At 74.2% G+C, this 25,983-nt stretch carries 30 protein-coding genes and 1 tRNA gene; 13 read left to right on the top strand and 18 right to left on the bottom strand.

Going from position 1 to position 25,983, the window contains the following annotated elements; all coding sequences use genetic code 11:
* Positions 1 to 43: 43 nt before the first annotated feature.
* Positions 44 to 607, bottom strand: a complete 564-nt coding sequence (locus IFY26_RS16015; RefSeq protein WP_332836210.1) for an NUDIX hydrolase — start codon at positions 605 to 607, stop codon at positions 44 to 46.
* Complete coding sequence (locus tag IFY26_RS16010) at positions 604 to 1,554, bottom strand: hypothetical protein (RefSeq protein WP_232550004.1); 951 nt, start codon at positions 1,552 to 1,554, stop codon at positions 604 to 606. The genes IFY26_RS16015 and IFY26_RS16010 overlap by 4 nt, the downstream gene beginning before the upstream one ends.
* 61 nt (positions 1,555 to 1,615) lie before the next feature.
* On the opposite strand from IFY26_RS16010, the gene IFY26_RS18025 reads away from it, so the two are divergent.
* The 3 genes from IFY26_RS18025 to IFY26_RS15995 all read left to right on the top strand — a co-directional run bounded on the left by IFY26_RS18025 (position 1,616) and on the right by IFY26_RS15995 (position 4,371).
* Complete coding sequence (locus tag IFY26_RS18025) at positions 1,616 to 2,002, top strand: cold-shock protein (protein WP_269779653.1); 387 nt, start codon at positions 1,616 to 1,618, stop codon at positions 2,000 to 2,002.
* Positions 2,003 to 2,005: 3 nt separating this feature from the next.
* On the top strand, positions 2,006 to 2,779 hold the full coding sequence (locus IFY26_RS16000) for a DUF3027 domain-containing protein (protein WP_232550003.1): 774 nt from the start codon (positions 2,006 to 2,008) through the stop codon (positions 2,777 to 2,779).
* A 92-nt stretch (positions 2,780 to 2,871) separates the two neighbouring features.
* Positions 2,872 to 4,371 (top strand): NCS2 family permease, encoded by a 1,500-nt coding sequence (locus tag IFY26_RS15995; RefSeq protein ID WP_232550002.1) that lies wholly within the window; start codon positions 2,872 to 2,874, stop codon positions 4,369 to 4,371.
* Here the strand turns inward: IFY26_RS15995 and IFY26_RS15990 are convergent.
* Positions 4,352 to 4,822 carry a hypothetical protein gene (locus IFY26_RS15990; protein ID WP_232550001.1) on the bottom strand — a complete coding sequence of 157 codons (471 nt, stop codon included), beginning with the start codon at positions 4,820 to 4,822 and terminating at the stop codon, positions 4,352 to 4,354. The two genes, IFY26_RS15995 and IFY26_RS15990, sit on opposite strands and share 20 nt — an antisense overlap.
* A 177-nt stretch (positions 4,823 to 4,999) precedes the next feature.
* Between IFY26_RS15990 and IFY26_RS15985 the strand changes: the two genes are divergently transcribed.
* From IFY26_RS15985 to treS, 5 genes are all read left to right on the top strand, one after another.
* Positions 5,000 to 5,986: a hypothetical protein gene (locus tag IFY26_RS15985; RefSeq protein ID WP_232550000.1), complete on the top strand. Its 987-nt coding sequence runs from the start codon at positions 5,000 to 5,002 to the stop codon at positions 5,984 to 5,986.
* An 86-nt stretch (positions 5,987 to 6,072) separates the two neighbouring features.
* On the top strand, positions 6,073 to 6,753 hold the full coding sequence (locus tag IFY26_RS15980; RefSeq protein ID WP_332836209.1) for a metal-dependent transcriptional regulator: 681 nt from the start codon (positions 6,073 to 6,075) through the stop codon (positions 6,751 to 6,753).
* The gene (locus IFY26_RS15975; protein ID WP_232549999.1) at positions 6,753 to 7,559 is read left to right on the top strand and encodes a class I SAM-dependent methyltransferase; all 807 of its coding nucleotides are present in this window, start codon (positions 6,753 to 6,755) and stop codon (positions 7,557 to 7,559) included. The genes IFY26_RS15980 and IFY26_RS15975 overlap by 1 nt, the downstream gene beginning before the upstream one ends.
* A 79-nt stretch (positions 7,560 to 7,638) precedes the next feature.
* Positions 7,639 to 8,016, top strand: a complete 378-nt coding sequence (gene trxA, locus IFY26_RS15970) for a thioredoxin (protein ID WP_232549998.1) — start codon at positions 7,639 to 7,641, stop codon at positions 8,014 to 8,016.
* Positions 8,017 to 8,491: 475 nt separating this feature from the next.
* A complete protein-coding gene (treS, locus tag IFY26_RS15965) occupies positions 8,492 to 10,738 on the top strand; it encodes a maltose alpha-D-glucosyltransferase (protein ID WP_232549997.1) in 2,247 nt (748 codons plus the stop codon).
* Between the two features lie 4 nt (positions 10,739 to 10,742).
* Here treS and IFY26_RS15960 read toward each other — a convergent pair whose 3' ends face one another.
* Positions 10,743 to 11,570: an HAD family hydrolase gene (locus tag IFY26_RS15960; RefSeq protein ID WP_232549996.1), complete on the bottom strand. Its 828-nt coding sequence runs from the start codon at positions 11,568 to 11,570 to the stop codon at positions 10,743 to 10,745.
* A gap of 101 nt (positions 11,571 to 11,671) precedes the next feature.
* Here IFY26_RS15960 and IFY26_RS15955 point away from each other — a divergent pair, with 101 nt between their 5' ends.
* Genes IFY26_RS15955 through moaA form a run of 3 tightly spaced genes read left to right on the top strand, consistent with a single transcriptional unit; the run spans position 11,672 to position 13,634 of the window.
* Positions 11,672 to 12,166 carry a MogA/MoaB family molybdenum cofactor biosynthesis protein gene (locus IFY26_RS15955; RefSeq protein WP_232549995.1) on the top strand — a complete coding sequence of 165 codons (495 nt, stop codon included), beginning with the start codon at positions 11,672 to 11,674 and terminating at the stop codon, positions 12,164 to 12,166.
* Positions 12,166 to 12,612: a molybdenum cofactor biosynthesis protein MoaE gene (locus IFY26_RS15950; RefSeq protein ID WP_232549994.1), complete on the top strand. Its 447-nt coding sequence runs from the start codon at positions 12,166 to 12,168 to the stop codon at positions 12,610 to 12,612. The genes IFY26_RS15955 and IFY26_RS15950 overlap by 1 nt, the downstream gene beginning before the upstream one ends.
* Entirely contained in the window at positions 12,609 to 13,634 is a 1,026-nt protein-coding gene (gene moaA, locus IFY26_RS15945) for a GTP 3',8-cyclase MoaA (protein WP_332836208.1), read from the top strand. The genes IFY26_RS15950 and moaA overlap by 4 nt, the downstream gene beginning before the upstream one ends.
* A 25-nt stretch (positions 13,635 to 13,659) precedes the next feature.
* Here moaA and IFY26_RS15940 read toward each other — a convergent pair whose 3' ends face one another.
* The 10 genes from IFY26_RS15940 to IFY26_RS15895 form a co-directional block, all read right to left on the bottom strand.
* Positions 13,660 to 14,793, bottom strand: a complete 1,134-nt coding sequence (locus IFY26_RS15940) for a TOBE-like domain-containing protein (protein WP_232549993.1) — start codon at positions 14,791 to 14,793, stop codon at positions 13,660 to 13,662.
* Positions 14,790 to 15,575: an ABC transporter permease gene (locus tag IFY26_RS15935; RefSeq protein WP_232549992.1), complete on the bottom strand. Its 786-nt coding sequence runs from the start codon at positions 15,573 to 15,575 to the stop codon at positions 14,790 to 14,792. The genes IFY26_RS15940 and IFY26_RS15935 overlap by 4 nt, the downstream gene beginning before the upstream one ends.
* The gene (gene modA, locus IFY26_RS15930; RefSeq protein WP_232549991.1) at positions 15,572 to 16,351 is read right to left on the bottom strand and encodes a molybdate ABC transporter substrate-binding protein; all 780 of its coding nucleotides are present in this window, start codon (positions 16,349 to 16,351) and stop codon (positions 15,572 to 15,574) included. Before modA ends, IFY26_RS15935 begins: the two co-directional genes overlap by 4 nt.
* Positions 16,348 to 16,587, bottom strand: coding sequence for a MoaD/ThiS family protein (locus IFY26_RS15925; RefSeq protein WP_232549990.1), 240 nt, complete (start codon positions 16,585 to 16,587; stop codon positions 16,348 to 16,350). Before IFY26_RS15925 ends, modA begins: the two co-directional genes overlap by 4 nt.
* On the bottom strand, positions 16,587 to 17,417 hold the full coding sequence (locus tag IFY26_RS15920) for an NTP transferase domain-containing protein (RefSeq protein WP_232549989.1): 831 nt from the start codon (positions 17,415 to 17,417) through the stop codon (positions 16,587 to 16,589). Before IFY26_RS15920 ends, IFY26_RS15925 begins: the two co-directional genes overlap by 1 nt.
* Positions 17,414 to 17,896, bottom strand: coding sequence for a cyclic pyranopterin monophosphate synthase MoaC (gene moaC / locus IFY26_RS15915; protein ID WP_332836207.1), 483 nt, complete (start codon positions 17,894 to 17,896; stop codon positions 17,414 to 17,416). The genes IFY26_RS15920 and moaC overlap by 4 nt, the downstream gene beginning before the upstream one ends.
* Positions 17,893 to 19,122 carry a molybdopterin molybdotransferase MoeA gene (locus IFY26_RS15910; protein WP_232549988.1) on the bottom strand — a complete coding sequence of 410 codons (1,230 nt, stop codon included), beginning with the start codon at positions 19,120 to 19,122 and terminating at the stop codon, positions 17,893 to 17,895. The genes moaC and IFY26_RS15910 overlap by 4 nt, the downstream gene beginning before the upstream one ends.
* A 34-nt stretch (positions 19,123 to 19,156) precedes the next feature.
* A complete protein-coding gene (locus IFY26_RS15905) occupies positions 19,157 to 20,287 on the bottom strand; it encodes a ThiF family adenylyltransferase (RefSeq protein ID WP_269779658.1) in 1,131 nt (376 codons plus the stop codon).
* A 95-nt stretch (positions 20,288 to 20,382) separates the two neighbouring features.
* Positions 20,383 to 20,643, bottom strand: coding sequence for a DUF6457 domain-containing protein (locus IFY26_RS15900; protein ID WP_232549986.1), 261 nt, complete (start codon positions 20,641 to 20,643; stop codon positions 20,383 to 20,385).
* Between the two features lie 83 nt (positions 20,644 to 20,726).
* A tRNA-Arg gene (locus IFY26_RS15895) sits at positions 20,727 to 20,802 on the bottom strand.
* 344 nt (positions 20,803 to 21,146) lie between these two features.
* On the opposite strand from IFY26_RS15895, the gene IFY26_RS15890 reads away from it, so the two are divergent.
* Entirely contained in the window at positions 21,147 to 22,523 is a 1,377-nt protein-coding gene (locus IFY26_RS15890; RefSeq protein ID WP_232549985.1) for a UTP--glucose-1-phosphate uridylyltransferase, read from the top strand.
* A gap of 4 nt (positions 22,524 to 22,527) precedes the next feature.
* The gene (locus tag IFY26_RS15885; RefSeq protein WP_232549984.1) at positions 22,528 to 22,878 is read left to right on the top strand and encodes a hypothetical protein; all 351 of its coding nucleotides are present in this window, start codon (positions 22,528 to 22,530) and stop codon (positions 22,876 to 22,878) included.
* A gap of 645 nt (positions 22,879 to 23,523) precedes the next feature.
* Here the strand turns inward: IFY26_RS15885 and mscL are convergent.
* From mscL to IFY26_RS15865, 4 genes are all read right to left on the bottom strand, one after another.
* Positions 23,524 to 23,904 (bottom strand): large conductance mechanosensitive channel protein MscL, encoded by a 381-nt coding sequence (gene mscL, locus IFY26_RS15880; protein ID WP_232549983.1) that lies wholly within the window; start codon positions 23,902 to 23,904, stop codon positions 23,524 to 23,526.
* Between the two features lie 200 nt (positions 23,905 to 24,104).
* On the bottom strand, positions 24,105 to 24,728 hold the full coding sequence (locus IFY26_RS15875; protein ID WP_232549982.1) for an SAF domain-containing protein: 624 nt from the start codon (positions 24,726 to 24,728) through the stop codon (positions 24,105 to 24,107).
* A gap of 74 nt (positions 24,729 to 24,802) precedes the next feature.
* Positions 24,803 to 25,177 (bottom strand): FmdB family zinc ribbon protein, encoded by a 375-nt coding sequence (locus IFY26_RS15870; RefSeq protein ID WP_232549981.1) that lies wholly within the window; start codon positions 25,175 to 25,177, stop codon positions 24,803 to 24,805.
* Positions 25,178 to 25,265: 88 nt separating this feature from the next.
* On the bottom strand, positions 25,266 to 25,904 hold the full coding sequence (locus tag IFY26_RS15865; protein ID WP_232549980.1) for a 5-formyltetrahydrofolate cyclo-ligase: 639 nt from the start codon (positions 25,902 to 25,904) through the stop codon (positions 25,266 to 25,268).
* Positions 25,905 to 25,983 lie beyond the last annotated feature (79 nt).

Raw genomic sequence — 25,983 nt, 5'->3', positions numbered from 1 at the left:
TCCGCCACTCCCGGCAGGATGGCCCGGACCAGGGGAGCCGGTTTCACACCGGGACGGTGGACTCCTCGACCTCGCCCATGTCCCACACCGGCATGTCGCCGACCCGGGTGGGGTCGGCCGCCCGTGCGATGAGCTCGGGAAGCACGGCGGGCCACACGGGGTCGGTCAGGTCGGCCAGCCCGGCCAGCGGCACCCAGGCGTGGCCGGCCAGGGTCAGTTGTTCGTCGGCGGTGTGCCCGGCCGTGTCGACCGTGAACCGGTCGGTGGTGAGGACGTAGAACGACTCGGTCTGCGCGCAGATCTGGTCGGAGTACCCGTGGACGGCCACGCGGCGCATCACCGGGCCGACGAGATCGTCGGCCCGCACGCCCAGGCCCGTCTCCTCGGCCAGCTCGCGGACGGCCGCGTCCCGCTCGGTCTCACCCGGGTCGAGCCCGCCCCCCGGCGTCGTCCACCAGCGCGAGCCGGGCAGCCCCGGGTCGGTGTCGGCGAACAGGAGCACCGCCTCGCCGTCGGTGACGACCACGCGGACACCTCGCCGCGTCCGACGCGGCCGGTCCTGGGGTGCGGTCGGGACGAACGTGCGGGTGCGGAAGGGCTCGCTCACCGCGGGTCTGGCCGCTCACCCCGGCGCAGGGCGTCGCCGACGGTCAACAGCGTGAACGCAACCATCACCCAGCACGCCAACCCGGCCCAGCCCAGGATCGCGTCGTACCAACGGAACGGGTCCCACGACCCGTAGGCCAGCAGGGTGCTGACGAGACCTGCGGCCAAGATCAGGAACACCCCGATGCTGAACGCCCGGGCGATGCGCTCCCGGCGGTGGTCGATGCGCTGAGCCAGCACCGACGCGACGACGTAGAGCGGCAGCGCCAGCACCGGCACCAGGCCGCCCACGACGAGGCAGATCAGGACGCCGGGGGTCACGGCCCGCGCCATGTCGGCCAGCGTCACCGGGCGCAGCGCCGGTGGGCCGGGTGGGGGCTCCCAGGGCGCCGGGGCGTGGGGCGGCAGCCACGTCGAGGACGGCCCGGGCAGGTGCTGGGTCGGCTGTGGCGCGGCGGCCGGGAAGGGCTGGTGCGGCGTCCGTACCGCCCCGGGGTGGGGACCCGTGGTGGACGCGTGTGCCGCACCCCACGCCGAGGGGGTCGGCGCGTGCGGCAGCCCCGGGGGCGGGCCGTCGACGGGTGCACCGGGTGGAAGGACACCGGGTGGAACAACACCGGGTGGAAGGGCACTGGGTGGGACGGCGCCGGGTGGAACACCATCGGGCGGGGCGGCATCGAACGACGTGGGGGGCGCCCAGGACGTCACGGGCGTGCTGACCACGTCGAACGGCTCGCGGGGGTCGCGCTTGGGCGGCGCGGGCGGGGCGAGGGACGCCAGGGCGACGCCTGCGGCGTCCGCGGTGAAACCGGGCGTCGGGCGCAGGTCGGGCTCGCTGGGAGACGCGGGGGGTGGGGGCTCGGTGGGGAGCGGGGCGGCGTCCGGCGCGACGAACACCTCGGGCCGCGCCAGGGGGGCGTACTCGGGTCCGTCGGTCCAGCTGGCCATGGTTCCCATGCTAACCCGGTAGGCTTGGGGCGCCATCGAGACCGATCCAGGAGTTCTGACCATGCCGACAGGCCGCGTGCGTTACTTCGACGCCGAGAAGGGCTTTGGCTTCCTCTCCAGCGACGAGGGGGGCGACGACGTCTACGTCCGCACCACCGCGCTGCCCGAGGGAGTGACCACCCTCAAGCGCGGCCAGAAGGTGGAGTTCGGGGTCGTGGACGGCAAGCGGGGCCCGCAGGCGCTCTCGGTGCGTCTGCTGGACGCGCCCGCGTCCCTGTCGAAGGCCACGCGCAAGAAGCCGGAGGACATGGCCGTCATCGTGGAGGACCTGATCAAGATGCTCGACGGCATCGGCAACGGCTACCGCCACGGCCGCCACCCCGACGCCCGGCACGCCGAGAAGACCGCCCAGGTGCTGCGCGCCGTCGCCGCCGAGCTGGAGCTCTGAGCCATGCCGGTACGTGCCCTGGAGCTGGACGCCGCCTGCGTCGAGGCCGTCGACCTGGCCCGCGAGGCCGCGATCGCCCAGGCGGGCGTCATCGCGGTGGGGGAGCACCTCGGCGTCCGCGCCGAGGATTCCCGCGTGGCCACCCACCTCTTCGCCTCCGAGCACCCCGGGTACACCGGGTGGCAGTGGGCCGTCACCGTGGTGCGCGCCGCCCGGGCGCGCGTGGTCACCGTGAGCGAGATCTGTCTCCTCCCCGGTGACGGCGCCCTGGTGGCCCCGGCGTGGGTGCCGTGGGCCGAGCGCGTCGAGGCGGGCGACGTCACGCCCGGCATCATGCGGCCGACCGCCGACGACGACCCGCGCCTGGAGGCCGGCTTCACCGGCGGTGACGCGGCCCGCGAGGCCGATCCGGCCGAGTGGCAGCAGACCCGCGCGGTGGTGGCGGAGCTGGGACTCGGCCGCGAGCGGGTGATGAGCGGGTACGGCCGCGACGAGGCCGCCGACCGGTGGATCGACGGCGACGGCGGCCCGCACAACCCGATGACCAAGCAGGCCCCGGGGCCGTGCCAGACCTGCGCCTACTTCGTGCGGCTCTCCGGCAGCCTCGGCCGCCAGTTCGGGGCGTGCGCCAACGGGTTCTCGCCGTCCGACGCCCAGGTCGTGTCCGTCGATCACGGCTGCGGCGCCCACAGCGACGCCGTCGAGCCCGAGCGCGGAGTCGACCTCCCGCGTCCGGTGTGGGACACGGTGACGACCGAGGAGCTCCTCTTCGACTGACGCCCGCAGGCACATCCGGCGTCCCGCGTGCGCGGCGTACGGTGGGTGGACACGGGCGGGTGCGCGACCGTGGCGGCCCTACAGTCCCGCCCATGTCGACCTCCACTGTCACGCCACCGTCCTCCGGGTTGGACCGGTGGTTCGAGATCTCCCACCGCGGTTCGACCGTCGCGCGCGAGGTGCGCGGTGGCCTCGTGACGTTCTTCACGATGGCCTACATCATTGCCCTCAACCCGCTGATCATCGGGACGACCGCTGACGTCAACGGCAACCTCATCACCGGTCAGCCGATGCTGGACGCCGCCGGCACCGTGATCGACGCCAACGTGGGCGCGTCGATCGGGGCGGTGGCGGCCGCGACGGCGCTGATCGCCGCCGTGATGACCGCGCTCATGGGCGTCGTGGCCCGCTTCCCGCTCGGTCTGGCCACCGGCCTGGGCCTGAACGCGATGCTCGCCTACGTGGTCGCCCCCCGCGTGACCTGGCCCCAGGCCATGGGGCTGATCGTGTGGGAGGGCCTGCTCATCACGATCCTGGTGTTCACCGGCTTCCGCGAGGCGGTGTTCCGCGCCGTGCCGCGCGCCCTGCGCATCGGCATCAGCGTCGGCATCGGCCTGTTCATCACCCTCGTCGGGCTGGCGGACGCCCGCGTGGTGACCGGGGGCGGCGGCACGCCGCTGCAGCTCGGCGCCACCGGCCAGCTCATGGGGTGGCCCGTCGCCGTCTTCGTGACCGGCCTGCTGCTGCTGATCGTGCTGTACGTCAACCGCGTGCGGGGCGCGATGCTGATCACGATCGTCGTCATGACGGTCGTGGCGGTGGTGATCGAGGCCCTCCGCACCGTGGGCTCGTCGGCGGTCGAGGGCAACACGTTCGGCTGGGCGCTGAACGTGCCGGCCGTGCCCGCCGAGGGGTTGTTCCGGCTGCCGGATCTGTCGCTGCTCGGCCGGGTCGACCTTCTCGGCGCCTTCGCCGGCGGCCCCACGGTGGTCATCGCCATGCTGATGACGGTGTTCGCGCTGCTGCTGGCCGACTTCTTCGACACGATGGGCACGATCGTCGCCGTCGGGGCCGAGGGGGGTCTGCTCGACGCGGACGGCAACCCGCCCCGCACGCGCGAGATCATGCTGGTCGACTCCCTCGGCGCCGTCGCGGGCGGACTCGGGTCGGTGTCGTCCAACACGTCCTACATCGAGTCGGCCGCCGGCGTCGGTGAGGGGGCCCGGACGGGGCTGGCGTCCGTCGTCACCGGCCTCGCCTTCCTGGTCGCCATGTTCCTGACGCCCCTGGTCAACATGGTGCCCTCCGAGGCGGCCGCGCCGGTGCTGGTGTTCGTCGGCTTCCTCATGATGAGCCAGGTCGTCCACGTCGACTGGGAGAACCCGGACGAGGGCATTCCCGCCTTCCTCACGCTGGTCCTGATGCCCTTCACCTACTCGATCACGGTGGGCATCGGCGCGGGCTTCATCGTGTACGTGCTCATCAAGGTCGTGCGCGGCCGGGCCTCCCAGGTGCACCCGCTGCTGTGGGTGGTCGCCGCCGCGTTCGTCCTCTACTTCGCCCAGGGGCTCGTCAACGCGGCGATCGGCTGAGCCGCCGGATCGTCAGGACGCCGTCGGCGTACCCAACCTGCTGACCCGCCAGCGGCGGCAGCGGCAGTTCCACCGGCTCGCCCAGCCCACCCCCCGGCCCGTCGTCGGCGTCCGTCGCCTCGCGCACGGCGTGGGCCGTGCCCACATGGTCCAGCCACAGCTCGACCAGCGCCCACGCGGCGCTGACGCGTCCGGGGGCGATCGGGCGGCGGTGGACGAGGTCGGTGACATCGCCGCGGGTCGGGACGCCCGGGCGGACGACGGGCGCGCCGCCCACGGGGTCGCGGCTGAACGGCCCGAGCCGGTCGAGGTTGCCGACGTGGGCCGGCTTCGGCGGTGGCGGCCACGCGGCCGCCGCGAGCCCGAGCAGGGTGGCGGCGACGGCGTCCGAGCCGGAGAACAGCGCGAGGACGTCGTCGAGATCCACCGACCAGGTCGTCACCGTCGCCACATCGCGAGCCTACGCGCAGCCGGCGCGACGACGCCCCCTCGCCCCGGACGCCGCCGCGCCGCGTAGGCTGGCGGGGTGAGGCAGCGCACCCGGAACGTCATCGTCACGTCCGCGCTGGTGGCGTTGCTCCTCATCGTGTGCATCGGCGCGTTGCTCCAGCAGCAGTAGGCTCACCCCGTGACCCGCGACCCCTCCCACCACGACCGCTGCCCCCGCCGCGCGCGACTCGCTGCGGCCGTCGCCGCGCTCGCGCTGGTGGGGCTGGCCGTGCCGGGCGCCACGCCGCCCGCCGCGGCGGAGCCGACGATCACCCTGACCGACGCCGACGCCCCCCTCGGCCTGGCGACCGACCACGCCCGCAACCGGTTCTGGGTGCTCTCCGAGGAGTCCGGCACGCTGCGCCTGCACGCGTTCACCGGCGACGGGCAGGCCGAGGGCACGATGAGCGCCCGCGACCGGTTGGTGGACGGCCAGGCCCTCGCGTTCGTCGACGGCGAGGCCTACGTCGGCGACATCGGCGGCAGCCGCGGGGAGGTGGTGGTCTACCGGGTCACCGAGCCCTGGCCCGGCACCGAGATCAACCACGCGGCCGCGCTCACCCTGGCCTACCCCGACGGCGCCCACGACGCCGCGGCCCTCTTCGTGGACGCGAACCACCGCATCGGCGTCGTCACCCAGGGTGACGCCCCCGGCGTCTATCTCGCCGACGAGGGCGCAGCCGCGGGCCAGACCGCCGGGCTCACGCGGGTGGCGGACGCCCCCGCCGACGTCACCGACGCCACGGCCCTCGTCGACGGCCGCGTCGTGCTTCGCACGGCGACCGAGCTGGTCGCCCTCGACCCGGCGTCCTGGACGGAACTGGGCCGGGCGGGCATCGAGGGGGAGCAGAGCGGTCACGCCGTGACCGAGACGGTCTCGTCCGGCCGCGTCCTCACCGGGCTGGCGGACGACACCGCCCTCGTCGCCACCGACGTCCCGGGCCCCGCGCCGGCCGATCCGACCGCCGAGCCCACCCGCGAGCCGCCCGCGCCCGCCGCGTCCACCGACGGGGAGACCGAGGCAGAGAGCACCCGCACCTTCGCCCAGACCGGCACCACCACGGCGATCGTGGCGGCCCTGGCCGTGAGCGCTGTGGCGGCCATGGTGGTGCTGCTGCGGCGGTGACCCCGGCACGACCGGCCGCCTGGGCGATCACGGGGGCGGGCTGGTTGGCCGTAGGCTGGGGCCCGACCGAGGGAAGGAGCGCCGGGGTGAGCGACCTGATCGACACGACCGAGATGTACCTGCGCACCGTGTACGAGCTCGAGGAGGAGGGCGTCCCGCCCCTGCGGGCGCGCATCGCCGAGCGGCTGTCGCAGAGTGGGCCCACCGTCTCGCAGACCGTGCAGCGCATGGAGCGCGACGGCCTGCTCGTCGTGGCAGAAGACCGCCACATCCAGCTCACCGAGCTCGGACGCCGGCGCGCGACCAGCGTGATGCGCAAGCACCGGCTCGCCGAGGTGCTGCTCACCCGCGTCATCGGGCTCGACTACGAACTCGTCCACGACGAGGCCTGCCGGTGGGAGCACGTCATCAGCGACGCGGTGGAGGATCGGCTGGTCGCGCTGCTGGACGACCCGGGGGAGTCCCCGTTCGGCAACCCCATCCCCGCCCGCCACGCCGTGGGGCTGCCCCCGGCGCCGGCCGAGGGCGGCGTGGTGCTGCTCGCCGACGTCCTGCCCCCGTCGGGGGCGGTGGAGGTCGTCGTGGCCCGCCTCACCGAGGCCGCGCAGGCCGACCCCGAGTTGATCGCCGTCCTGGCCGAGGCGGGCGTGCGCCCCGGCACCACCCTGGGGGTGGAGCGGACGCCCCAGCGGCTCCGGTTGACCGCGGCGGAGCGCGTGGCCGTTGACCCGGCGGTCGCGCACATGCTGTTCGTCCGCACCCCGTGATGCCCAAGCACCCGATCGACTGGGCCGCCTATCTCGCCGCCTTCCACGCCCACCGCCCCGGGATCACCGAGCGGGTGCTGGAGCGCACCCTGTCCGGCGGGCACACGCCCTACCGGTGGCTGGCCCGCGCCGTGTCGCCGCGGGCCCACCGCGTCGTCGACGTGGCGTGTGGCACCGGGGCGATGGGCCGCGAGCTGGCCCGGCCCGACCGGACGGTCATCGGCGTCAGCCTGTCCCCCGACGAGCTGCGCCTGGCCCGGCGGAAGACCCCTGGCCCCTGGCTGTGCGCCGACGCGCGGGCCCTGCCGCTGGCCGACGGCTCGGTGGACGCGGTCGTGAGCATGATGGGTGCCATCGTGGTCCAGCCCGTGGAGGAGTTCTTTGCCGAGGTGGGGCGGGTGCTGCGCCCCGGCGGGATGTTCGCGTTCATGGCGCCCACGGTCGTGCCGCTGCACCCCCGCGACCTCGCAACCTCGCTGGGGGTCGTGGCCCGGCTGCGCAGCCTGCCCCGGTTCCCGGGGCCGACCGAGATCACCGGTTACGTCCCCGCCCTGGTCGGCACCGGTCTGCGCAAGGTCGAGGACGCCCGCGAGCGCTACCACTTCGCGGTGCGCACCGCGCAGGATGCCGTCGACGTCGTCGATGCCCTCTACCTGCCGCTCACCACCGCCGAGCGCCGGGAGCGCGCCGTCGCCTGGCTGGTGGAGCGCACCGAGCGCGACGAGGACGTTCGCATCTCGATCGCCATGCGACGCTTCGTGGCGCTGAAACAGGGCACTTCGCCCGAGGCGACGCCTCCCGCGTGACCGGGACGCGACGCCGTGACGGAATACGGCAGGCGTCCGAGCCGTTGCACCGGTGACACCGATCGAGAGGAAACGGCGCATGGCCACCCTTGAACTGACCAGCGAGAACTTCGCCACCACCATCGAGAACAGCGACACCCTCGTCATCGACTTCTGGGCGGCCTGGTGCGGCCCGTGCCGCATGTTCGCCCCGGTGTTCGAGGCCACCAGCGAGAAGCACGGCGACGTGACGTTCGCCAAGCTCGACACGGAGGCGAACGGGGAGATCGCGGCGGCCCTGGAGATCTCGTCCATCCCGACGCTGATGGCCTTCCGCGGGGGCGTCCTGGTCTACCGCAACGCCGGCGCCATGAACGCCGCGGGGTTCGAGCAGCTCGTCAACGCCGTCAAGGAACTCGACATCGACGAGGTTCGCGCCCAGGCCGAGCAGGCCAAGGCGCAGCACGAGAGTGAATAGTTGAGCAAGTCCGACGGCCAAAAGACGGAAACCGTCTCGCGCGGACGTCCCCCGTGTGGGTAACATAGTTGATGCGGTCCCTGCCCATCCCCCCGGGCAGGGACCGCATTGCTGTTCCATCACCTCCCGAAAGCGGCGTCGTTCTGATGAGTTGCCGACCTGCGCGTCGCACGGGGTGCGCCCCGCGCTGACGTGGAGCGAGGTGGTGACGCCCCGCTTGGTGGTCTCGTCCATGATGATTTGGCGGCTGCCTGCCCGATGAGTTGGCGTCCAGCGGTGTGCCGCCGGTCGGACGCGGGTGGGGGCGCGGCCGCCCGGTGCGGCGGGCGCGGCATCGATGCCACCGCTACCGGCCGGACGCGGGGCCGGGGAGCGCGGGCCGCGAAGTCGTTCGGTGCCCGCCGCCGTCCGGCCGCAATTCGCCGTTGCGCGGGGGTGAGCGGAGGGAGGTCGGCTTTCGGTACGGTTGGTTGCCATGGCGACCAAGGACTCCGCGCAGGTGCCGCCCGACGAGGTCGATCGCGACCTCGAAGAGGTGATTCCCGAGATCAGCTACGACGCCCAACGCTACGAATCGCGTCCCGCCCGGCTGCGCCCGCGCGCGCGGCGTCGGCGGCTGGAGAAGGTCGTCCCCGCCCCGCCGTTCGCCGCCGACGGCCGCAACCCCGCCTACGTCACGTGGCTGGTCGAGCAGTCGATGTTGGGCGATGCGAAGATGATGGGCCGCCAGCTCACCGGCGACCACGCGATGTGGGCCAGCCCGTATGCGGCGCCCGACCCGCGTTCGGCCGTCGACACGGCGTCGGTCTGGTACACGGCCTACCCGCTGTCGCTCATGACGCGCCCCGGCCACTCGTTCCTCGCCGCGCTCGGGGCCGAGGATCTCTGGGCGGCCTTCGCCAAGATCGGGATCGAGGCCGTCCACACGGGCCCCGTGAAGCTCGCGGGGGGCATCTCGGAGTGGGAGCCCACCCCGAGCGTCGATGGTCACTTCGACCGCATCAGCATGGTCATCGACCCGCTGTTCGGCACCGAGGACGAGTTCCGCGCCATGTGCGAGGCCGCCGCGGCGCACGGCGGCACGATCATCGACGACATCGTCCCGGGTCACACCGGCAAGGGGGCGGACTTCCGCCTCGCCGAGATGAACTACCGCGACTACCCGGGCGTCTACCACATGGTGGCCATCCCCAAGGAGGGCTGGCACCTGCTGCCGGACGTGCCCGAGGGTCAGGACTCGGTGAACCTCGACAGCGAGGCGGAGCGGGCCCTGGCCGACGCCGGGTACATCATCGGCGCGCTGCAGCGCGTCATCTTCTACGAGCCGGGTGTCAAGGAGACCAACTGGTCGGCGACGCGTCCGGTGTACGGCACCGACGGCGTCGAGCGCCGCTGGGTGTACCTGCACTACTTCAAGGACGGCCAGCCGTCGATCAACTGGCTCGACCCGACGTTTGCCGGCATGCGCCTGGTGATGGGCGACGCGCTGCACTCCCTGCTCGACCTCGGGTCCGGCGGGCTGCGGCTGGACGCGAACGGCTTCCTGGGCGTCGAGAAGTCGGTCGGCGGCATGCTGCCCGCGTGGTCGGAGGGCCACCCGCTGTCGCAGGCGGCCAACCAGCTCATCGGCTCGATGGTGCGCAAGGTGGGTGGCTTCACGTTCCAGGAGCTCAACCTCACCGTCGACGACATCAAGAACACCGGCGCGGTGGGGCCGGACCTGTCCTATGACTTCATCACCCGCCCGGCGGCGCAGTACGCGCTGGCGACGGGGGATTCGGAGTTTTTGCGCCTGATGCTGAACGAGTCGCTGCTCGCGGGGGTCGACCAGGCGTCCCTGGTGCACGCGCTGCAGAACCACGACGAGCTCACCTATGAGCTGGTGCACTTCGAGACCCGGCACGCCGACGACACCTACAGCTTCGGCGGGCAGGAGTTGACGGGCCGCGAACTGGCCGAGCAGATCCGCCAGACGCTGCGCGACCGGCTCACCGGCGAGGCGGGCCCGTACAACGCGGTGTTCACGCAGAACGGCATCGCGTGCACCACGGCGTCCGTCATCACGGCGACGTTGGGCCTCACCGACCTCAGCGCGCTCACCGACGCCGACGTCGCGACGATCCGCGACATGCACCTGCTCATCAGCATGTACAACGCCTTCCAGCCCGGGGTGTTCGCGCTGTCGGGGTGGGATCTCGTGGGCGCCCTGCCACTCGATCGCTCGCAGGTGAAGCGGCTCATCAGCTCCGGCGACACGCGCTGGATCGAGCGGGGCTCCTATGACCTGATGGGGTGGGTGCCGGACGCCGACCAGTCGACCGCTGTCATGCCGCGGGCGACGGCGTTGTACGGGCCCCTGCCCGAGCAGTTGGAGGATCCGGACTCGTTCGCGTCGCGCCTGGCCAAGATCCTGCGGGTGCGCAAGCGCCACGGCCTAGCGACCGGTCGCCTCGTCGCGGTGCCCGAGGTGGGCCACAAGTCCCTGCTCGTGATGGTCAACGAGCTTGCCATCGGCGCCACGCAGGTGACGGTGTTGAACTTCTCCGGTGAGCGGCTGTCGGCGCGGGTGCAGAGCAACGCCATTCCCACCGGCCGGGTCATCGACCTCACCACGCGCCGCAAGGTCGACGTGGTGGACGACCTGGGGGGCTTCACCGTGACCCTGCCGCCCTACGGCGGCGCGGCGCTGATCGTGAAGGAGGACCTGCCGGCCTCCGAGTGACGGCTCAGCCCCGCGCGAGCAGGGCCTCGATGGCCACGGCGAGCCCGTCGTCGTCGTTGGTGCCCGTGACGGCGTCCGCGGCGTCCTTCACCTCGGGCAGCGCGTTGCCCATGGCGACGCTGTGCCCGGCCCACTGCAGCAGGTCGAGGTCGTTGAGGTGGTCGCCGAACGCGGCGACCTCGCTCGCGTCGATGCCGAGGCTGCTGCACAGCCGGGCCAGGCCGGAGGACTTCGTGACGCCAGCCGCCGCGACCTCCAGGAACGACGCCCCCGAGATGGTCGGCTGCGTGCCCGGGATCGCCAGGTCGAGCGCCAGGGCGAGCAGGTCTTCGGGCGGGAGCCCCGGCTGGCGGAGGATGAACTTGGTCGACGGCGTCCCCAGCACGGCGGCGAGGTCGTTCTCGGCGTCCGGCTGGTCGAGCGGACGCCCGTGGTCGCCCGGATCCATCATGCCGGTGTAGCCGCGCTCGGGGACGAACACGAACCCCGCCTCGCGCACCGACACGCAGCGGACGCCGGGGTACACCGCGCGGACGGCGTGCAGCAGCTCGGTCTGCGCCGCCACCGCCAGCAGCTCCTCGAACAGCACCTCCTGCCGGCCAAGGTGGTACCCCACGGCGCCGTTGGCGCAGATCGCCGGGCCGCTCAGCCCGGCCTGCGCGGCGATCGGGGCCAACACCGGCGCCTGCCGCCCGGAGATCAGCACCACCGGCACGCCCGCGTCCTGCGCGGCCGCCACGGCGGCGCGGGTGCGGTCGCTGACCGTGTGGTCGCTGCGCAGCAGCGTGCCGTCGATGTCGCTCGCGATGAGCCGGACCCGGGGGTGCGCCATGCGGCCGACCCTACTGCCTGCCGCAGCGGCTCGGTCGCCGCGGGCCCAGCCCGGTGGGCAACCGGTGGGGGGTGTCGGGGCGTGGGGAACAATGGGTCCCCATGAGCTCCCCAGACCCCCAGCAGCCGGCCCGGCGGCACGCCCACGTCGTGACCGTGTCAGACCGGTGCGCCGCGGGCGTGCGCGAGGACGCCTCGGGCCCGGCCGCCACGGCGGCCCTCGAGGCGGCGGGGTTCCGGGTCACCGGGTGCGTCGTCGGCGACGGTGAGGCCTCGGTGGCCACCGCCCTGGCGGAGGCGCTGGCGTCCGGCGCCCGGCTCGTGGTTACCTCGGGCGGCACGGGGGTCGGCCCGCGCGACCGGACGCCCGAGGGCACCGCCGGCCTGCTCGACCTGAGGATTCCCGGCATCCCTGAGCTGCTGCGCAGCGCGTCCGGCGCCCCGCACGCGTGGCTGAGCCGGGGGCTGGCGGGGGTCAGCGGTGCCGCGCTTGTGGTGAACCTGCCCGGCTCGCCCCGGGCCGTGACCGAGGGGCTCGGCGTCCTGCTGCCCCTGGTGCCGCACCTGCTGGACCAGATCGACGGGGGCGACCACTGATGCCGGCCGTGCACACCGCCGTCACCGCCGAGGTGCTGGACGCCGACGCCCACCACGCGTGGGTCGTCGGCCCCTCGGCCGGCGCCGTCGTGGCCTTCCACGGCGTGATCCGTGACCACGACCCCGAGGCCGCCGGCGTCGTCACGGGCATCGACTACACCGCCCACCCGGACGCCCCGGCGATCCTGGCGCGGCTGGTGGAGGAGGTGCTCGCCACCCACGATGCCGGGGGCGAGGCGCGGGTGGCCGTCTCGCACCGGGTGGGGCACCTGGGCGTCGGCGAGCTCGCCCTCGTGTGCTGCGTCGCCAGCGCCCACCGTGCCGAGGCGTTCGGGGTGTGCGGTGCGGTGGTCGAGGCCGTGAAGGCGGGCCTGCCCATCTGGAAGCACCAGACCGAGGCGACGGGGCGCCGCGTCTGGTCCGGCCTCGGGTTGGCGGAGTCGTGAGGAGCCTGCCGCTGCTCATGGACGGCCATGGGCGCGAGCACCGCGACCTGCGGATCTCGCTGACCGACCACTGCAACCTGCGCTGCACGTACTGCATGCCGGCCCAGGGCGTGCCGTGGCTGCCCAAGCCGACCCTGCTGACCCGCGCGGAGCTGTTCGTGCTGGCCGGCTGTGCGGTGCGCGCCGGCGTCACCGAGCTGCGATTGACCGGCGGGGAGCCGCTGCTGCGCACCGACATCGTCGCCGTGGTGGAGGGGCTGGCCGCCCTCGAGGGGCCGGCTGGGCGCCCCGAGGTGTCGATGACCACCAACGGCATCGGGCTGGAGCGGCTGGCGGCCGACCTGGCCGGTGCGGGTCTCGCCCGGGTCAACATCTCCCTCGACACGCTGCGCCGCGACCGGTTCGCCCAGCTGGCCCGCCGCGACCGGCTCGACGACACCCTGGCGGGCATCGAGGCCGCCCGGGCGGCCGGCCTGGGGCCGCTCAAGCTCAACGCCGTGCTGCTGCGGGAGGTGAACACCGACGAGGCCGTCGACCTGCTCGGCTTCGCCCTCGCGCGGGACGCGGAGATCCGCTTCATCGAGCAGATGCCGCTGGATGCGGGGCACACGTGGACGCGGGAAGGCATGGTCACCGCCGAGGAGACCCAGGCGCTGCTCGAGGCGGTCTACCACCTGACCCCGCTGCCGGGCCGGGGCGCCGCCCCGGCCGAGCGCTACGCGGTGCGGCCGCACGGGCGTCCGGACGCCGATCCGCTGGGGACGGTCGGCATCATCGCGTCGGTGACCCGCCCGTTCTGCGGCACCTGCGACCGGTTGCGGCTCACCGCGGACGGCCAGTTCCGCACCTGTCTGTTCGCCACGACCGAGACCGATCTGCGGACGCCGCTGCGCGCCGGGGCGTCCGAGGAGGAGCTGGCCGGGCTGATCCGCGCCGGGCTGGCCGCCAAGCTGCCGGGCCACGGCATCAACGACCCCGGCTTCCTGCAGCCGCCCCGGCCCATGAGCGCGATCGGGGGCTGATCGCAGGGGGTGGGCGGCAGGGCGCTCAGCGCGCGTAGAGCGTGACCTGGGCGGCCTTGACCACCAGCCACACCCGCCGGCCGGGGGCCAGCCCGCCCTCCGCGGCGGCGGCGAGGGTGAGGTCGGCGGCGACGGGGGAGCCGTCGGCCAGCACGCACCGCAACCGCACCAGCGCGCCGCGGGGCTCGACGGTGGCGACCGTGGCCGCCCAGTGGTTGCGGGGGCTGCCCCCGGGCGGGTCGGCGTGCACCGCCACCGCGGCGGGCGCGAAGCAGGCGAAGCCCGTCGCGCCAGGGGCCTGCGCGGCGTCCGGCGCGTTGCCCAGCTGGGAGCCCGGCCCTGGGCTCGGGTGGGGGCCCGGGTGGGGGCCCGGCCCGGACGCGAGCCCCGTCACGTGGTCGCCGCCCGGCAGGTCGAGCCGGTCGGGGGCACAAAGGCGGCCGGGCAGCAGGTTGACGTCCACGAGGTCGGCCACGAAGGAGCCCCGGGGCCGGGTCAGCCGGTCGACGACGGGGCCGGCGTCCACCACCCGGCCGTCCTCCACGAGGGCGAGCGCGTCGGCGAGGGCGAGGGCGTCGAGGGCGTCGTGGGTGACCAGCAGGGTGGTGCGGTGCTCGGCCCGCAGCCGCTCGCGCAGCAGGGAGCGCATCGCGGCCGCCACGGAGGCGTCCAAAGCGGCCAGGGGCTCGTCGAGCAGCACGACCTGGGGGTCGGTGGCCAAGGCGCGGGCGAGCGCGATGCGCTGGGCCTGCCCGCCGGAGACCTCCCAGGCGCGTCGCGCCGCGAGATCGCCGCACCCCACGGCGTCCAGCTCGGCCCGGGCGCGGCGCCGGGCCGCAGCAGGCCGGACGCCACGGGCGCGGGGCCCGAAGGCCACGTTGTCGAGCACGTCGAGGTGGTCGAAGAGCAGGGCGCGCTGCTCGAGCACCGCGACGCGGCGCCGGTGGGTGGGCACGTGGACGCCGGGGCCGGCCACCAGCGTGTCGCCGAGGCGCACCTCGCCCGCGCTGGGGCGCAGTTGCCCCGAGACGAGTTGGAGCAGGGTGGACTTGCCGGCGCCGTTCGGCCCGACCACCGCGGTGATCGAGCCCGGCTCGGCGCTGAAGTGGAGGTCGGCGGAGCGGTCGGCGACCTGCGCGGCCACCGTGACGGCGGTCACGCGACGCCCCGGCGCGGCGTCCGGCGGGAGAGCCAGGCGGTGAGCGCGACGGTGACGGCGGCGACGGCCACGAGCACGAGGGAGAGCGCGAGCGCCGACGCGGTGTCGAGCTCCCGCACCTGGTAGATCTCCAGCGGCAGCGTCCGGGTCACCCCCTGCAGCGCGCCGGCGAAGGTGATCGTGGCGCCGAACTCGCCGAGCGCGCGGGCGAACGTGAGCGCGGTGCCGGTGGCCAGGGCCGGCGCGGTCACGGGCACCGTGACGTGCAGCAGCGTGTGGGTGGGGGACGCCCCCAGGCTGGCCGCGACCCGCTCGCGGGCGAAACCGGCGGTGCGCACCGCCCCCTCGACCGACGTGATGAGGTACGGCATGGCGACGAACACCTGGGCCAGCACGACGGCCAGCGTGGTGAACCCGATCTCGATGCCGAGGGCCGACAGGGGCGCGCCCACGGTGCCGCGGCGTCCGAAGGTGATGAGCAGGGCGAGCCCGGCGACGACCGGGGGCAGCACCATCGGCAGCGTCACCAGGGTGCGCACCACCCCGGCCAGGGGGCCGTCGCTGCGCGCGAGCAGCAGCGCCAGCGGCAGCCCGAGCAGCACGCTCACGGCCGTCGCGGCGAGGCAGGTGACCAGGCTGAGACCCAGGGCGTCGAGGGCGGCGGGGGTGGTGAGCAGCGCCGGGAGGTCGGCCCACGCCACGCGCAGCGGGATGCCGAGCAGGGGCACGGTGAGGAACGCCAGCGCGGCGGCGGCGGGCAGGTACAGCCAGCGCGGCGTCACGGGAGCGTGAACCCGTGGGCGGCGAGGACGTCGCGCCCGTCCGGCCCGGTGACCAGGGCGACGAACGCGGCGGCGGCGTCCGGGTGGGGGGCGTCGTGGACGACCGCGATCGGGTAGGTCGTGGCCGCCTGCGCGGCGCCGGGGAGGGGGAGCGTCTCGACGGCGTCGCCGGCCGCCAGGGCGTCGGTGGCGAACACGATGCCGGCGTCGGCCTCGCCGGAGGCCACCTTGCCGCGCACGTCGGTGACCTTCTGTTCCTCCGACACCGGCCGCAGGGTGACGCCGGCGGCGTCCGCGATCGCGTGGGCGGTGGCGCCGCAGGGGACCGTGGGCGCGCACACCACGAGTCGCCGGCCCTCGAGCGAGGCGTCCAGGCCGGTCACGGCGCCGGGGTTGCCGCGCGGCACGATGAGCACGGCGGTGTTGGCGGCGAACGTGACGGGCTCGCCCGCCAGCAGCCCGGCGTCGCGGGCGCGGGTCATGGTGGTGACGTCGGCGGTGGCGAGCACGTCGGCGGGGGCACCCGCGGCCACCTGGTCGACCAGCGTGGGGGAGCCGTCGAAGCTCAGCGTGACGGCCAGGGCCGGGTCGAGCGCGGCGATCTCGGTGAACGCGGCCGTCAGCGACGCGGCGGCAAACACGGTCACGGGGGCGGGGGCGTCGGACGGGGCCGCGGGGTCGGCGGGGGAGGGGCCGGCCGCGCAGCCGGCCAGGGCGGTGGCCGTCGCCAGCGCCGCGACGAGGATGGCCCGGCGGGCCCGCTGGGGGCGGCTCATCCGCCGGCGAAGGGGGGCAGGACGTCAACCAGCGCGGCGTGCGTCAGCGGCGTCGTCGGATCCTCGGTGTGGACGCCGTCGACCAGCACCGAGCAGCGGGCCAGGACGCGCTCGAACCCGGCACCGTGGGCGGCGACCAGGGTCGCGCGCAGGGCGCCGAGCGTGGGTGCGTCGAGCGTCTCGGACGCCACCCCGGCGGCCTCGGCCGCGGCGGCGAAGTAGCGGACCTGGGGCATCAGGGCTCCTCGGGGATCGGGGCGGACGCCAGCGCGTCCGCCAGGCGGGCGGCGAGGGCGGACGGGTCGGCGTCCGGGTGGGTGGCCAGCGCGCTGCCCCACAGGTGGGCGGCCACGGGGGCCATCGGGCGGGCCCCAGCGTGGGCGACCCGACGCGTCAGGCGGAGCACCGCTCGCTCGTCGACGCGCGCCGCATCGAGCCCGAGGCGGGCGCAGAAGTCCTCGACGAAGGCCCGCCACGCGGCCGGCTCGGCCACCGACGCCTCCCAGCGGGCGAGCTGCTCGGGCGTGTCGACGTCCTCGGGGCGCGCGGCACCGGGCGCGACCGGCAGCAGGGTCAGCCCATCGAGCACGCTGCGCAGCGAGCGGCCGGTCGGGTCACCCGCGGCGGCGTAGGCGCGCCGCAGGGACGCGGTGCGGTAGAGGGCGGCCAGGTGCTGCGGGGTGCTGGTCGCGTCGGTGAGCACGAGCCCGTCGGCGTCCGGCGGCGCGGGGGGCAACGCCGCGCGCAGGCGGGCGGTGATCGCGACGGCGTCGGGGAGGTCGCAGGCCAGCACGAGCGTCCAGGGGGCGGGCTCGGCCACGGCGTCGAGCCCGGCGAGCAGGCCGGCGGCGGGCCCGCCGAGCGGGGGCCGTTCGCGGGTGAGCAGCACGCCGGGGGGCACCGCGACGTCGCCGACGACCACGGTCGTGGCCGCCCCGGACGCGGCGCGCAGCGCGAGGTCGAGCAGGCGCTCGCCCCCGATGCGGAGGTCGGCCTTGCTGACCCCGCCGAGCCGCGCGCCGCGGCCGCCGGCCAGGATGACGGCGTCGTGGGGTGGCGTCGTCATGCGTCCTCCCGGCGCCAGTGGCCCGAGCGGCCGCCCTGCTTCTCCAGGAGGCGGACGTCGGTGATGTGGGCGGACCGGTCGATGCCCTTCACCATGTCGACCACCGCGAGGGCGGCCACGGCGACGCTGGTCAGGGCCTCCATCTCGACGCCGGTGCGGTCGGCGGTCCGGACGGTGGCGGTGATGTCGACGCCGTGGTCGGCGATCGTGAGCGCGACCTCGCAGCCGTGGACGCCGATCACGTGGGCCAGGGGCAGCAGGTCGGGCGTCCGCTTGGCCGCCTGGATGCCGGCGATGCGGGCGACGGCGAGCACGTCGCCCTTGGGCACCTCGCCGGAGCGCAGCAGGGCCACCACCGCCGGAGCCACCCGCACGGTGCCGGCCGCCGTCGCCGCGCGGGCGGTGGGCTGCTTGGTCGTGACGTCGACCATCCGGGCGGCCCCGGCCTCGTCGAGATGGGTGAAGGGGTGCTGGGTCACGGGAGCCTCCTGATGGCGACGAGGTCGCCGACGGCGACGGCGGTGACGTCCTCGGCGACGGCGGCCAGGGCGTCCGCCGCCGCGAGCGAGGTGATCATGTGGGACGCCGACCCGTGCCGGTGGGCGGGCCGGACGAGCTGGCGTCCGGACGCGTCCACGTCGAGCAGCACAGGCACGAGCTGCCGGCGCCCCGCCGGGGACGACCACGCGGCGGCCGCGACGGCGGGCGTCCAGGCCGGGGTTGGGCGGCGGTGGAACCGGTCCAGCACCGGGGCGACGAAGGTCTCGTAGCTGACGGCGGCCGAGAGCGGGTTGCCGGGCAGGGCGATCACGGGCAGGCCGCGCGCCCCCCAGCGCGCCCAGCCCTGCGGCTTGCCCGGCTGCAGGCGCACGTGGCGGAACCGGGCCCCGGCGCGCTCGAGGACGATGCGGGTCACATCGGCGTCCCCGACGCTGACCCCGCCGGAGACGACGACGAGGTCGCAGGTGGCGGCCAGGTCGTCGAGCGCGCCGGCCAGCGCCGCGTCGGTGTCACGGACGGCCGGCAGCACGGTCGCCTCGCCGCCGTCGCGGGTGAGCGCGGCGGCCAGGAACGTGGCGTTGGATTCGAAGATCTGCCCCCGGCCCAGATCCCCGCCGGGTGGGACGAGCTCGTCACCGGTGGCGATCACGCCCACCCGCGGGCGCCGCACGACGCGCACGGTGGCGTGGCCCGCGCCGGCGGCGGCGGACAGGGTTCGGGCGCCCAGCCGGACGCCGGCGTCCAGCACCATGGCGCCTTGGCGGACGTCCTCGCCCGCGGCCCGCACGTGCTGGCCCGCCGCCACGGGGGCGTCGATGCGGACGCCCTGGGGCAGGAGGGTGGTCTGCTCGACCGGCACGACGGCGTCCGCCGCCGTGGGCAGCGGGGCACCCGTCATGATGCGGACGCAGGCGCCCGGGCCGAATGCGGGGTCGGCGGACGAGCCGGCCAGCACCTCGGCGTCGATGCGCAGCACGGTGGGTGGTGCAAGGTCGGCCGAACGGACGGCGAAGCCGTCCATCGCGGAGTTCGCAAACGCCGGGACGTCGCCGCGGGCCACGACGGGCGCGGCCAACGTGCGGCCGGCGGCCTCGCGGAGGGGCAGCTCGTCGACGTCGGCGGCGCCGAAGGGCTCGATCAGCGCGAGGACCTCGGCGAGGTACTCCTCGACCGTCAGCAGGGCCCGGGTGTTCGTCAGCGCCATGGGAGCGTGTGCCTTCCGCCGGGTGGACAGGTGTTCAGTATGCGGGTTGGGACGGGTCGACCTCGCGCACCCACGCGAGGATGCCGCCGGCGAGCACCCGGACGCGGGACGCCCCCGCCTGCGTCAGCGCGGCCGCGGCCGCCTCGGCGCGCGGCTGGACCTTGCAGTGCACGACCACGTCGGCGTCCGGGGCCAGGCCGATGGCGGTGGGGTCGGCGAGGACGTCGGCGAGGGGGACGCGCAGCGATCCCGGGATCGCGGCGATCGCCACCTCCGCGGGTTCGCGGACGTCGAGCACCACCGGCGGGGTTTCGGAGGTGAGCTCGGCGGCGAGGTCCGTGGGGGTGACGAGCGGGTGCTGGTGGGTGGGGGGCGTTGCGGGCGCGGCGGTGGCTTCCGGGGGTCCCGAACGGGGGCGGGAGTGGGAGCGGGGGCGGGGGGCGAGGGGCAGGTGGGTGACGGTGGCGTCCGCCAGGTCGACGAACGCCACGCGGCCCAGCAGAGGCGTGCCGATGCCGCAGATCAGCTTGACGGCCTCGCCGGCCATCATCGAGCCGACCTGGCCGGTCAGAGCGCCGAGGACGCCGGCGTCCCCGCAGGTGGGCACGGTGCCGGGGGCGGGCGGGGCGGGAAAGAGGTCGCGCAGGTCGGTGCCCCGGTGGGGGGCGGGCGGGTCGGCCCAGAAGACCGACACCTGGGCCTGCAGGCGGTACACCGACGCCCACACGCAGGGCAGGCCGAGCGCGGCGCAGGCGTCGTTGACGGCGTAGCGGGTCTCGAAGTTGTCCGAGCCGTCGAGGACGAGGTAGGCGCCGGCGAGGAGTTCGGCGGCGTTGCCCGGGGTGAGCCGGGCGCGGTGGGTGATGACGTCAACGTCGGGGTTCAGCGCGCGCACGGCCGCCGCCGCGGAGTCGACCTTGGGCTGGCCGACGGCGGCGTCGGGGTGGATCACCTGCCGCTGCAGGTTCGTGACGTCGACCACATCGTCGTCGATGATCGTGAGCCGCCCCACCCCGGCGGCGGCGAGGTAGAGCAGCGCCGGGGACCCGAGCCCACCGACGCCGATGACGGCCACGTGCGCCGCGCGGAGGCGGCGTTGGCCGAGCTCACCCACGGCGGGCAGCAACAGGTGCCGGGCGTACCGCTCAGTGGCCCCCCGATCCAGCGGGGGGCCGGGGTCGACGAGTGGGGGGAGTGGGGGGATTGGGGGGAGTGGAGCGTCGGGTGTCCCGGAGGTGGGTGTCGTGGGCTCGGTGGGCGTCACGGGCGTCCGCTCCGGTGGGCGGCGTCGAGGATCGCATCGTGCAGCGCGGCGGCGTCCACGCCGGGCATCCCGGCCCCGGCCAGGCCCCACAGGTGGGCGGCGACGGGAGCCAGCGGCCGAGTGGAGGCGTCCGCCACCTCGCCCGCCAACGACAGGATCGCGTCGACGTCCACGCGGGTGGGATCCAGCTCCAGCGCCGCGCAGACGTGGTCGAGCCACGGCTGCCAGAGCGCCTGGTCGACGGGTGGTCGGGTCACCCGGCCCACCCTAGTCACGCCCGGCCGGGTCGCCGGAGGCTCTCACCCCTCAGTTCGGCGTCACGAGGGGTGGGGAGTCTTGCTGGCGGCCCCGGGAGGATTCGAACCTCCGACACATAGTTTAGGAAACTACTGCTCTATCCCCTGAGCTACGAGGCCAGCGGTCTCGTGTTGACGATGAACAGTGTACGGCGAGCCCGAGGGCGGCCGGTCTGCGTGGTCCGGGACCCGACGGGAGAAGCAGGCGCCGAGGAAAAGTGAAGGGGCTACTCGTCCTAAAGTACGAGAAGTCACCCTTTTGGGGGACTGGTGCTCCGTGACGATAGGGCTATAGTTCTACCCACGAGAGCGACGCCAGGTTGTTGATGTCTCCTGGGGGTGGGTAGACGGCTTTTCAGCCCTTCGACCGGCGTCGCTCTCGCTCTGTGTTCTCAGCCCCCCTCGCCAGGCGAATCGTGGCAACCGGTGCGCCCGGGTGCGGCGTCCGGGCCTAGCCTTGAGTCATGACCAACGGACTCGACCGTGCACGCACCAAGATGCAGGACGCCGGCGCGTCCGGCGCCGCCATCGACGTGTTCAGCCACTACTACCGTCTCGTCGCGGAAGGGAGCGGGGGCTTCTACATCGAGGAGGACTCGATCGACCCCCTGCTCGAGCCGCCGCAGCTCGCGTCCGTGCAGGTGGACGCCGACGCCGCGCGTGAGGCACTCGAAAAGACCGTCATCATCAAGCTGAACGGTGGGCTGGGCACCTCGATGGGCCTGGACGGCCCCAAGACGCTGCTGCCCGTGCGCGGTGACATGACGTTCCTCGACGTGCTGGTCGAGCAGGTGTTGCGGGCCCGCCGGGAGACCGGTGCGCGGCTGCCGCTGTTGTTCATGAACAGCTTCCGCACCCGTGAGGCGACGTTGGCGCACCTGGAGCGCTACCCCGACCTGGCCGTGGACGGCCTGCCCGTCGACTTCCTGCAGGGCTTCGAGCCGAAGCTGACCGCGGACACCCTGGAGCCCGTGGAGTGGCCGGCCGACCCCGACCTGGAGTGGTGCCCGCCCGGCCATGGTGACATCTACACCTCGCTGGTCGGCACCGGGTTGTTGGACGCGCTGCTCGAGCGCGGTTTCCGCTACGTCAGCATCGCCAACGGGGACAACCTGGGCGCCGGTCCGAACGCCACGCTGGCCGGCTGGTTCGCGGCGTCCGGTGCGCCGTATGCCGCGGAGGTCTGCACGCGCACGGCGAACGACCGCAAGGGCGGGCATCTCGCGGTTCGCAAGGCGGACGGGCAGCTCATCCTGCGGGACACGGCGCAGACGCGCCCCGAGGAGATGGACTACTTCACCGACGAGCACCGCCACCCGTACTTCCACGCCAACAACCTGTGGGTCGACCTCGCGGCGCTGAAGAACCTGATGGAGGAGCGCAAGAACGTGCTCGGCCTGCCGCTCATCCGCAACGAAAAGACGGTCGACCCGAGCGACAAGGCGTCCACCCCGGTGATCCAGCTGGAGACCGCCATGGGCGCGGCGATCGAGGTGTTCCCGGGGGCGCAGGCGATCGCGGTGCCGCGCGACCGCTTCCTGCCGGTGAAGACGACCAACGAGTTGCTGCTGGTGCGTTCCGACGCCTTCGAGCTGGACGCCGACGCGCGCCTGGTCGCCGCGGTCGAGAAGCTGCCGACCGTGTCGCTCGACAAGCGGCACTACACGCTGCTGCCCGATTTCGACGCCCGGGTGCAGGTGGTGCCGTCGCTGGTCGGCGCGTCCTCGCTGACGGTGGAGGGTGACTGGACGTTCGCGTCCGAGGTCACTGTCGTCGGCGACGCGCATCTCGAGGACGCCGGCGCCCCGGCCACCGTCCCGGGCGGCGTCCTCGGGGACTGACCTCGTGACGGAACCCTGGCACCGCGCCATCGCGTATGCCCTGGTGGGGGAGGATCTGGAGCTGGGGCTCCAGGCGCGTCCCGATGTGCCGGCGCTGCTGAGGGAGTTGGCGTCGCGTGGCTGGACGGGCGGCCGGATCGCTGACTTGGCCCGTGGTGCTGCTGCGGCGGGGTGGCCGTTCGTCGTGCCGGACGCGCTGCGCCGCGGCCTCGGTGCCGCGCAGCTCCACGCCGCCATCGGCAGTGCCCGGACGGAGCTGGGATTGGACGTACTGGCCGTCCTGCCGCCCTCGCGGCGCACGACCCTCACGGCCGACGAGCGGCGCCTCCGCGCCGACGTACCGCCGCACTGGTGAGGGTGGCCCGGGTGGGCCGGGGCGATCTGGGTCACTCTGGCTGGCCGGGTTGTCTTGGCGGGCTTGGCCTCGGGGGTGAGGCGAGGCGTCCGAGGGGTTGGTGTCCCGGTGAGTCGGCGTCCGGGTGCTGTGAGGACACTGGGTCCGTACGTTGCGCACCGGGGACGCACGTGGCGCAGTGCACGCTCACGTGGCGCAGTGCACGCTCACGTGGCGCAGTGCAAGCTCACGTGGCGCAGTGCAAGCTCACGTGGCGCAGTGCAGCTCACGTGGAGGCCCTTGCACGGCCCGTGACGTGAGCCACGCTGCGCCAGGTGAAGCCACGCTGCGCCAGGTCAAGCAGAGCTGCGCCAGGTGGAGCCACGCTGCGCCAAGTCATGCAGAGCTGCGCCGGGTAAAGCTGGTCACGCGCGGTGTCGATCGGGTCGGCGTCCCACCGGGGGCCAGGAGGGAACCGCCGAGTCGGAGGGCGGCGCCGGGCCGGATTCGCACCGCGTCTCGGTGCTCAAACTCCACTTCATGGCTCAAACTCCGCCTCCGAACCCGGAGTTTGAGACCGAAGTGTGCGTGTCGCGGGGCAACCGGCGCAGCCGGGGCAGCGAGAACCCCGCCGCCCGGGGGGCGGCGGGGTTCGTGTGCGGTGGCTCAGAGTGCGCGGTTGGCCTTGAGCAGGTCGCGGATCTCGGCGAGGAGCTCGTCGGTGGTCGGGGCCGGGGCGACGGCGTCCGAGTCAGCCTTGAGGCGCGCGTCCGCGGCGGCCTTGACGGCCTGGTACGGCTTGATCACGAGGAAGTAGATCACGGCCGCGACGATCACGAACGAGATCACCGCGTTGAGGAAGATCCCCAGCGGCAGGCCGGCCGGCGCCCAGGCGCTGAAGTCCGGCACGCCGCCGAACATGCCGACGAAGCTCAGCAGGATGTTGGTGAACGTGGAGACGACCGTCGCGAACGACGTGCCGATGATGACGGCGGTGGCAAGCTCAATGAGGTTGCCCTGCATCAGGAAGTCCTTGAAACCCTTCATGGTTGTTTCACACCTCTCATGGTTGGGGGCAGTGCCTGGGTGAGGCGTGGGGCTGCCACACGAGAACAGTAGCGATCCGAGCGCAAAGGTTGCGAATTCAAGTAACATTGTTGCGCAACAGATTCACAGAGCTTGCAGTCGCGGTGGGGGCGCAACCGCCGCAGGACTAGCCCCTTAACACCGCAGGACCCTGTGACGCCTCAGCGCAGGGCGATGGCAACTCCGCCGGTCTGGGCGGCCACGGTGAGGCGGGCCGCCACGTCCGGCGTCACCTCGACCAGCGCTGCCCCCGCGCCGGACGCCCCGAACGCACCCGTCGCCGGAGCGGGCACCGCCACGACGCGGACGTTCTGGGCCAAGGACTCGGCATCACCGCCGGTGCTGAACAGGTCGACCCGGGTGCCCGGCTGGACGAGCGGTGCGATCGCGGCGTCCGCCAGGGGCAGGGCGGTCACGACGAAGCCGTCCCGGGCCAGCCGCTGGCCCTCGGCCAGAGCCGTCGCGGTGATCGGCGTCCGTGCCGAGGCGGGCCCGTTCAGCGTGCGCCCCACGGCGGTGGCGGGGTCGAGCAGCACGTCATCCGGAAAGGTGCCCGGCGCCACGGGCAGGGTGGTGAGGTCGGACGCGACCAGCACCGTTCCGCCCGGCAGGTCCCGGGCGGCGACCACCACGGACGTCAGCTCCGGTGGGCGTGGGGCCAGCACCGACAGGGTCGCCAGCACCGCGACGGCGGCCGCCAGCGCAGCCAGCGATCGGCGCCGCAGGTGCAGGAAGCGGCGCAGCGGCCAAGGAACCACCGCACGGGACATTCCGGGTCGTCTCACGCCCAGACATTAGGACGCCGGTGTCACACCTTGTCAGAGCGGAATGGCCCCCGCGAGGGTGCTTGGCCTGGAGGTCAGCGCGACCCGCTCCCGGACCCACTGCCCGAACCCGACGAGCCTGAACCCGACGACCCCGAACCCGACGCCGTGGCCTGGCCTGTGCCGGAGGGTGAGCTGGCCTTGTCCTTCGCCGACCCCGACGAGGCCGAAGACTCTGAGCCACCCGAGCCGCCCTCGGCCCCGGAACCCTTGGCGGTCTCGTTCTTGCCGCGGGTGCGGCTGTCGGTGGCGTAGAAGCCCGAGCCCTTGAACACCACACCGACGGCGCTGAACACCTTGCGGAGGTTCCCGTCGCACTGCGGGCACACGGTCAGGGCGTCGTCGGTGAAGGCCTGGACGGCCTCGAGCTCGGCGCCACAGTCGGCGCAGCGGTACTGGTACGTGGGCATGGGCGCTTCCTTCGCGGACGGAACAACCGCCGATGATAACGAAGCCGGGCGCCCCCGCCATTCCCGGTCCGCCCCGCCGGCAGGTGAGTCAGCGGCCCGCGGGTCGGGTCGGCACGAGCCCGTGTTCGGTGACGAGCACGTCGACCGTGACGTCCCACGGGTCACGGGGCAGAGTGTCAAGGACGGCCGCGGCGTCCAGCACCGCCGCCGTGACGCAGCCCGCGGCGGCGCTGGGCAGGGCGCGGTCGTACCAGCCGCCGCCGACCCCCAGCCGCACGCCCTCGACGGTCGCGGCCAGCGCCGACGTCACCACCAGCGACACCGACCCCAACGACACCGACCCCAACGACACCGGCTCCAGCGCCACCGGCCTCTCCGACGCCGGCCCCGCGAGCCCAGCCGACGCAGACGCGTCCGGCCCCGGCTCGGGAATCCCGCGCCACCCGGGCACCAGCGTCCCCGGGCCGGCGTACCACGCCCAGGCGGGCGTGCGGCGTCCGCGCAGCAGGGGCAACAGCACCCGCACCCCCCGGGCGTGGAGGGCGTCGACGAACACGGTGGTGTCGGGCTCCGGCGGCACGGAGAGATAGCACGCGACGGCACTGTGACCGCTGGCCAGCTGCAGCAAATGGGTCAGGCGCGCCCGGTCGCGCGCCGCCCGCTCGGCGGGTGTCGCGCGCTCACGAGCTGCGCGGAGCTCGGCCCGCAGGGCAGCCTTCGACGGCATGCCCACCGGCGTGGGCGCACCGGGGGCAGCACCCGGGGCAGGGTTGCCGATCGGGTTGCCATTTGCCCGGGCTCGCCGG

The sequence above is a fragment of the Propioniciclava soli genome (assembly GCF_014858005.1).
In the GTDB taxonomy this organism is placed as follows: domain Bacteria; phylum Actinomycetota; class Actinomycetes; order Propionibacteriales; family Propionibacteriaceae; genus Propioniciclava; species Propioniciclava soli.
The sequence above is the reverse complement of the archived record's forward strand: the minus strand, read 5'-3'. Positions and strand labels throughout refer to the sequence as shown.

Excerpts from the sequence above, each read along its gene's own strand:
- IFY26_RS16010 (WP_232550004.1), bottom strand. The coding sequence starts at position 1,554 with ATGGCCAGCTGGACCGACGGACCCGAGTACGCCCCCCTGGCGCGGCCC.
- IFY26_RS18025 (WP_269779653.1), top strand. The coding sequence starts at position 1,616 with ATGCCGACAGGCCGCGTGCGTTACTTCGACGCCGAGAAGGGCTTTGGC.
- IFY26_RS16000 (WP_232550003.1), top strand. The coding sequence starts at position 2,006 with ATGCCGGTACGTGCCCTGGAGCTGGACGCCGCCTGCGTCGAGGCCGTC.
- IFY26_RS15995 (WP_232550002.1), top strand. The coding sequence starts at position 2,872 with ATGTCGACCTCCACTGTCACGCCACCGTCCTCCGGGTTGGACCGGTGG.
- IFY26_RS15975 (WP_232549999.1), top strand. The coding sequence starts at position 6,753 with ATGCCCAAGCACCCGATCGACTGGGCCGCCTATCTCGCCGCCTTCCAC.
- trxA (WP_232549998.1), top strand. The coding sequence starts at position 7,639 with ATGGCCACCCTTGAACTGACCAGCGAGAACTTCGCCACCACCATCGAG.
- treS (WP_232549997.1), top strand. The coding sequence starts at position 8,492 with ATGGCGACCAAGGACTCCGCGCAGGTGCCGCCCGACGAGGTCGATCGC.
- IFY26_RS15960 (WP_232549996.1), bottom strand. The coding sequence starts at position 11,570 with ATGGCGCACCCCCGGGTCCGGCTCATCGCGAGCGACATCGACGGCACG.
- IFY26_RS15955 (WP_232549995.1), top strand. The coding sequence starts at position 11,672 with ATGAGCTCCCCAGACCCCCAGCAGCCGGCCCGGCGGCACGCCCACGTC.
- IFY26_RS15950 (WP_232549994.1), top strand. The coding sequence starts at position 12,166 with ATGCCGGCCGTGCACACCGCCGTCACCGCCGAGGTGCTGGACGCCGAC.
- modA (WP_232549991.1), bottom strand. The coding sequence starts at position 16,351 with ATGAGCCGCCCCCAGCGGGCCCGCCGGGCCATCCTCGTCGCGGCGCTG.
- IFY26_RS15925 (WP_232549990.1), bottom strand. The coding sequence starts at position 16,587 with ATGCCCCAGGTCCGCTACTTCGCCGCCGCGGCCGAGGCCGCCGGGGTG.
- IFY26_RS15920 (WP_232549989.1), bottom strand. The coding sequence starts at position 17,417 with ATGACGACGCCACCCCACGACGCCGTCATCCTGGCCGGCGGCCGCGGC.
- IFY26_RS15910 (WP_232549988.1), bottom strand. The coding sequence starts at position 19,122 with ATGGCGCTGACGAACACCCGGGCCCTGCTGACGGTCGAGGAGTACCTC.
- IFY26_RS15890 (WP_232549985.1), top strand. The coding sequence starts at position 21,147 with ATGACCAACGGACTCGACCGTGCACGCACCAAGATGCAGGACGCCGGC.
- mscL (WP_232549983.1), bottom strand. The coding sequence starts at position 23,904 with ATGAAGGGTTTCAAGGACTTCCTGATGCAGGGCAACCTCATTGAGCTT.
- IFY26_RS15870 (WP_232549981.1), bottom strand. The coding sequence starts at position 25,177 with ATGCCCACGTACCAGTACCGCTGCGCCGACTGTGGCGCCGAGCTCGAG.
- IFY26_RS15865 (WP_232549980.1), bottom strand. The coding sequence starts at position 25,904 with ATGCCGTCGAAGGCTGCCCTGCGGGCCGAGCTCCGCGCAGCTCGTGAG.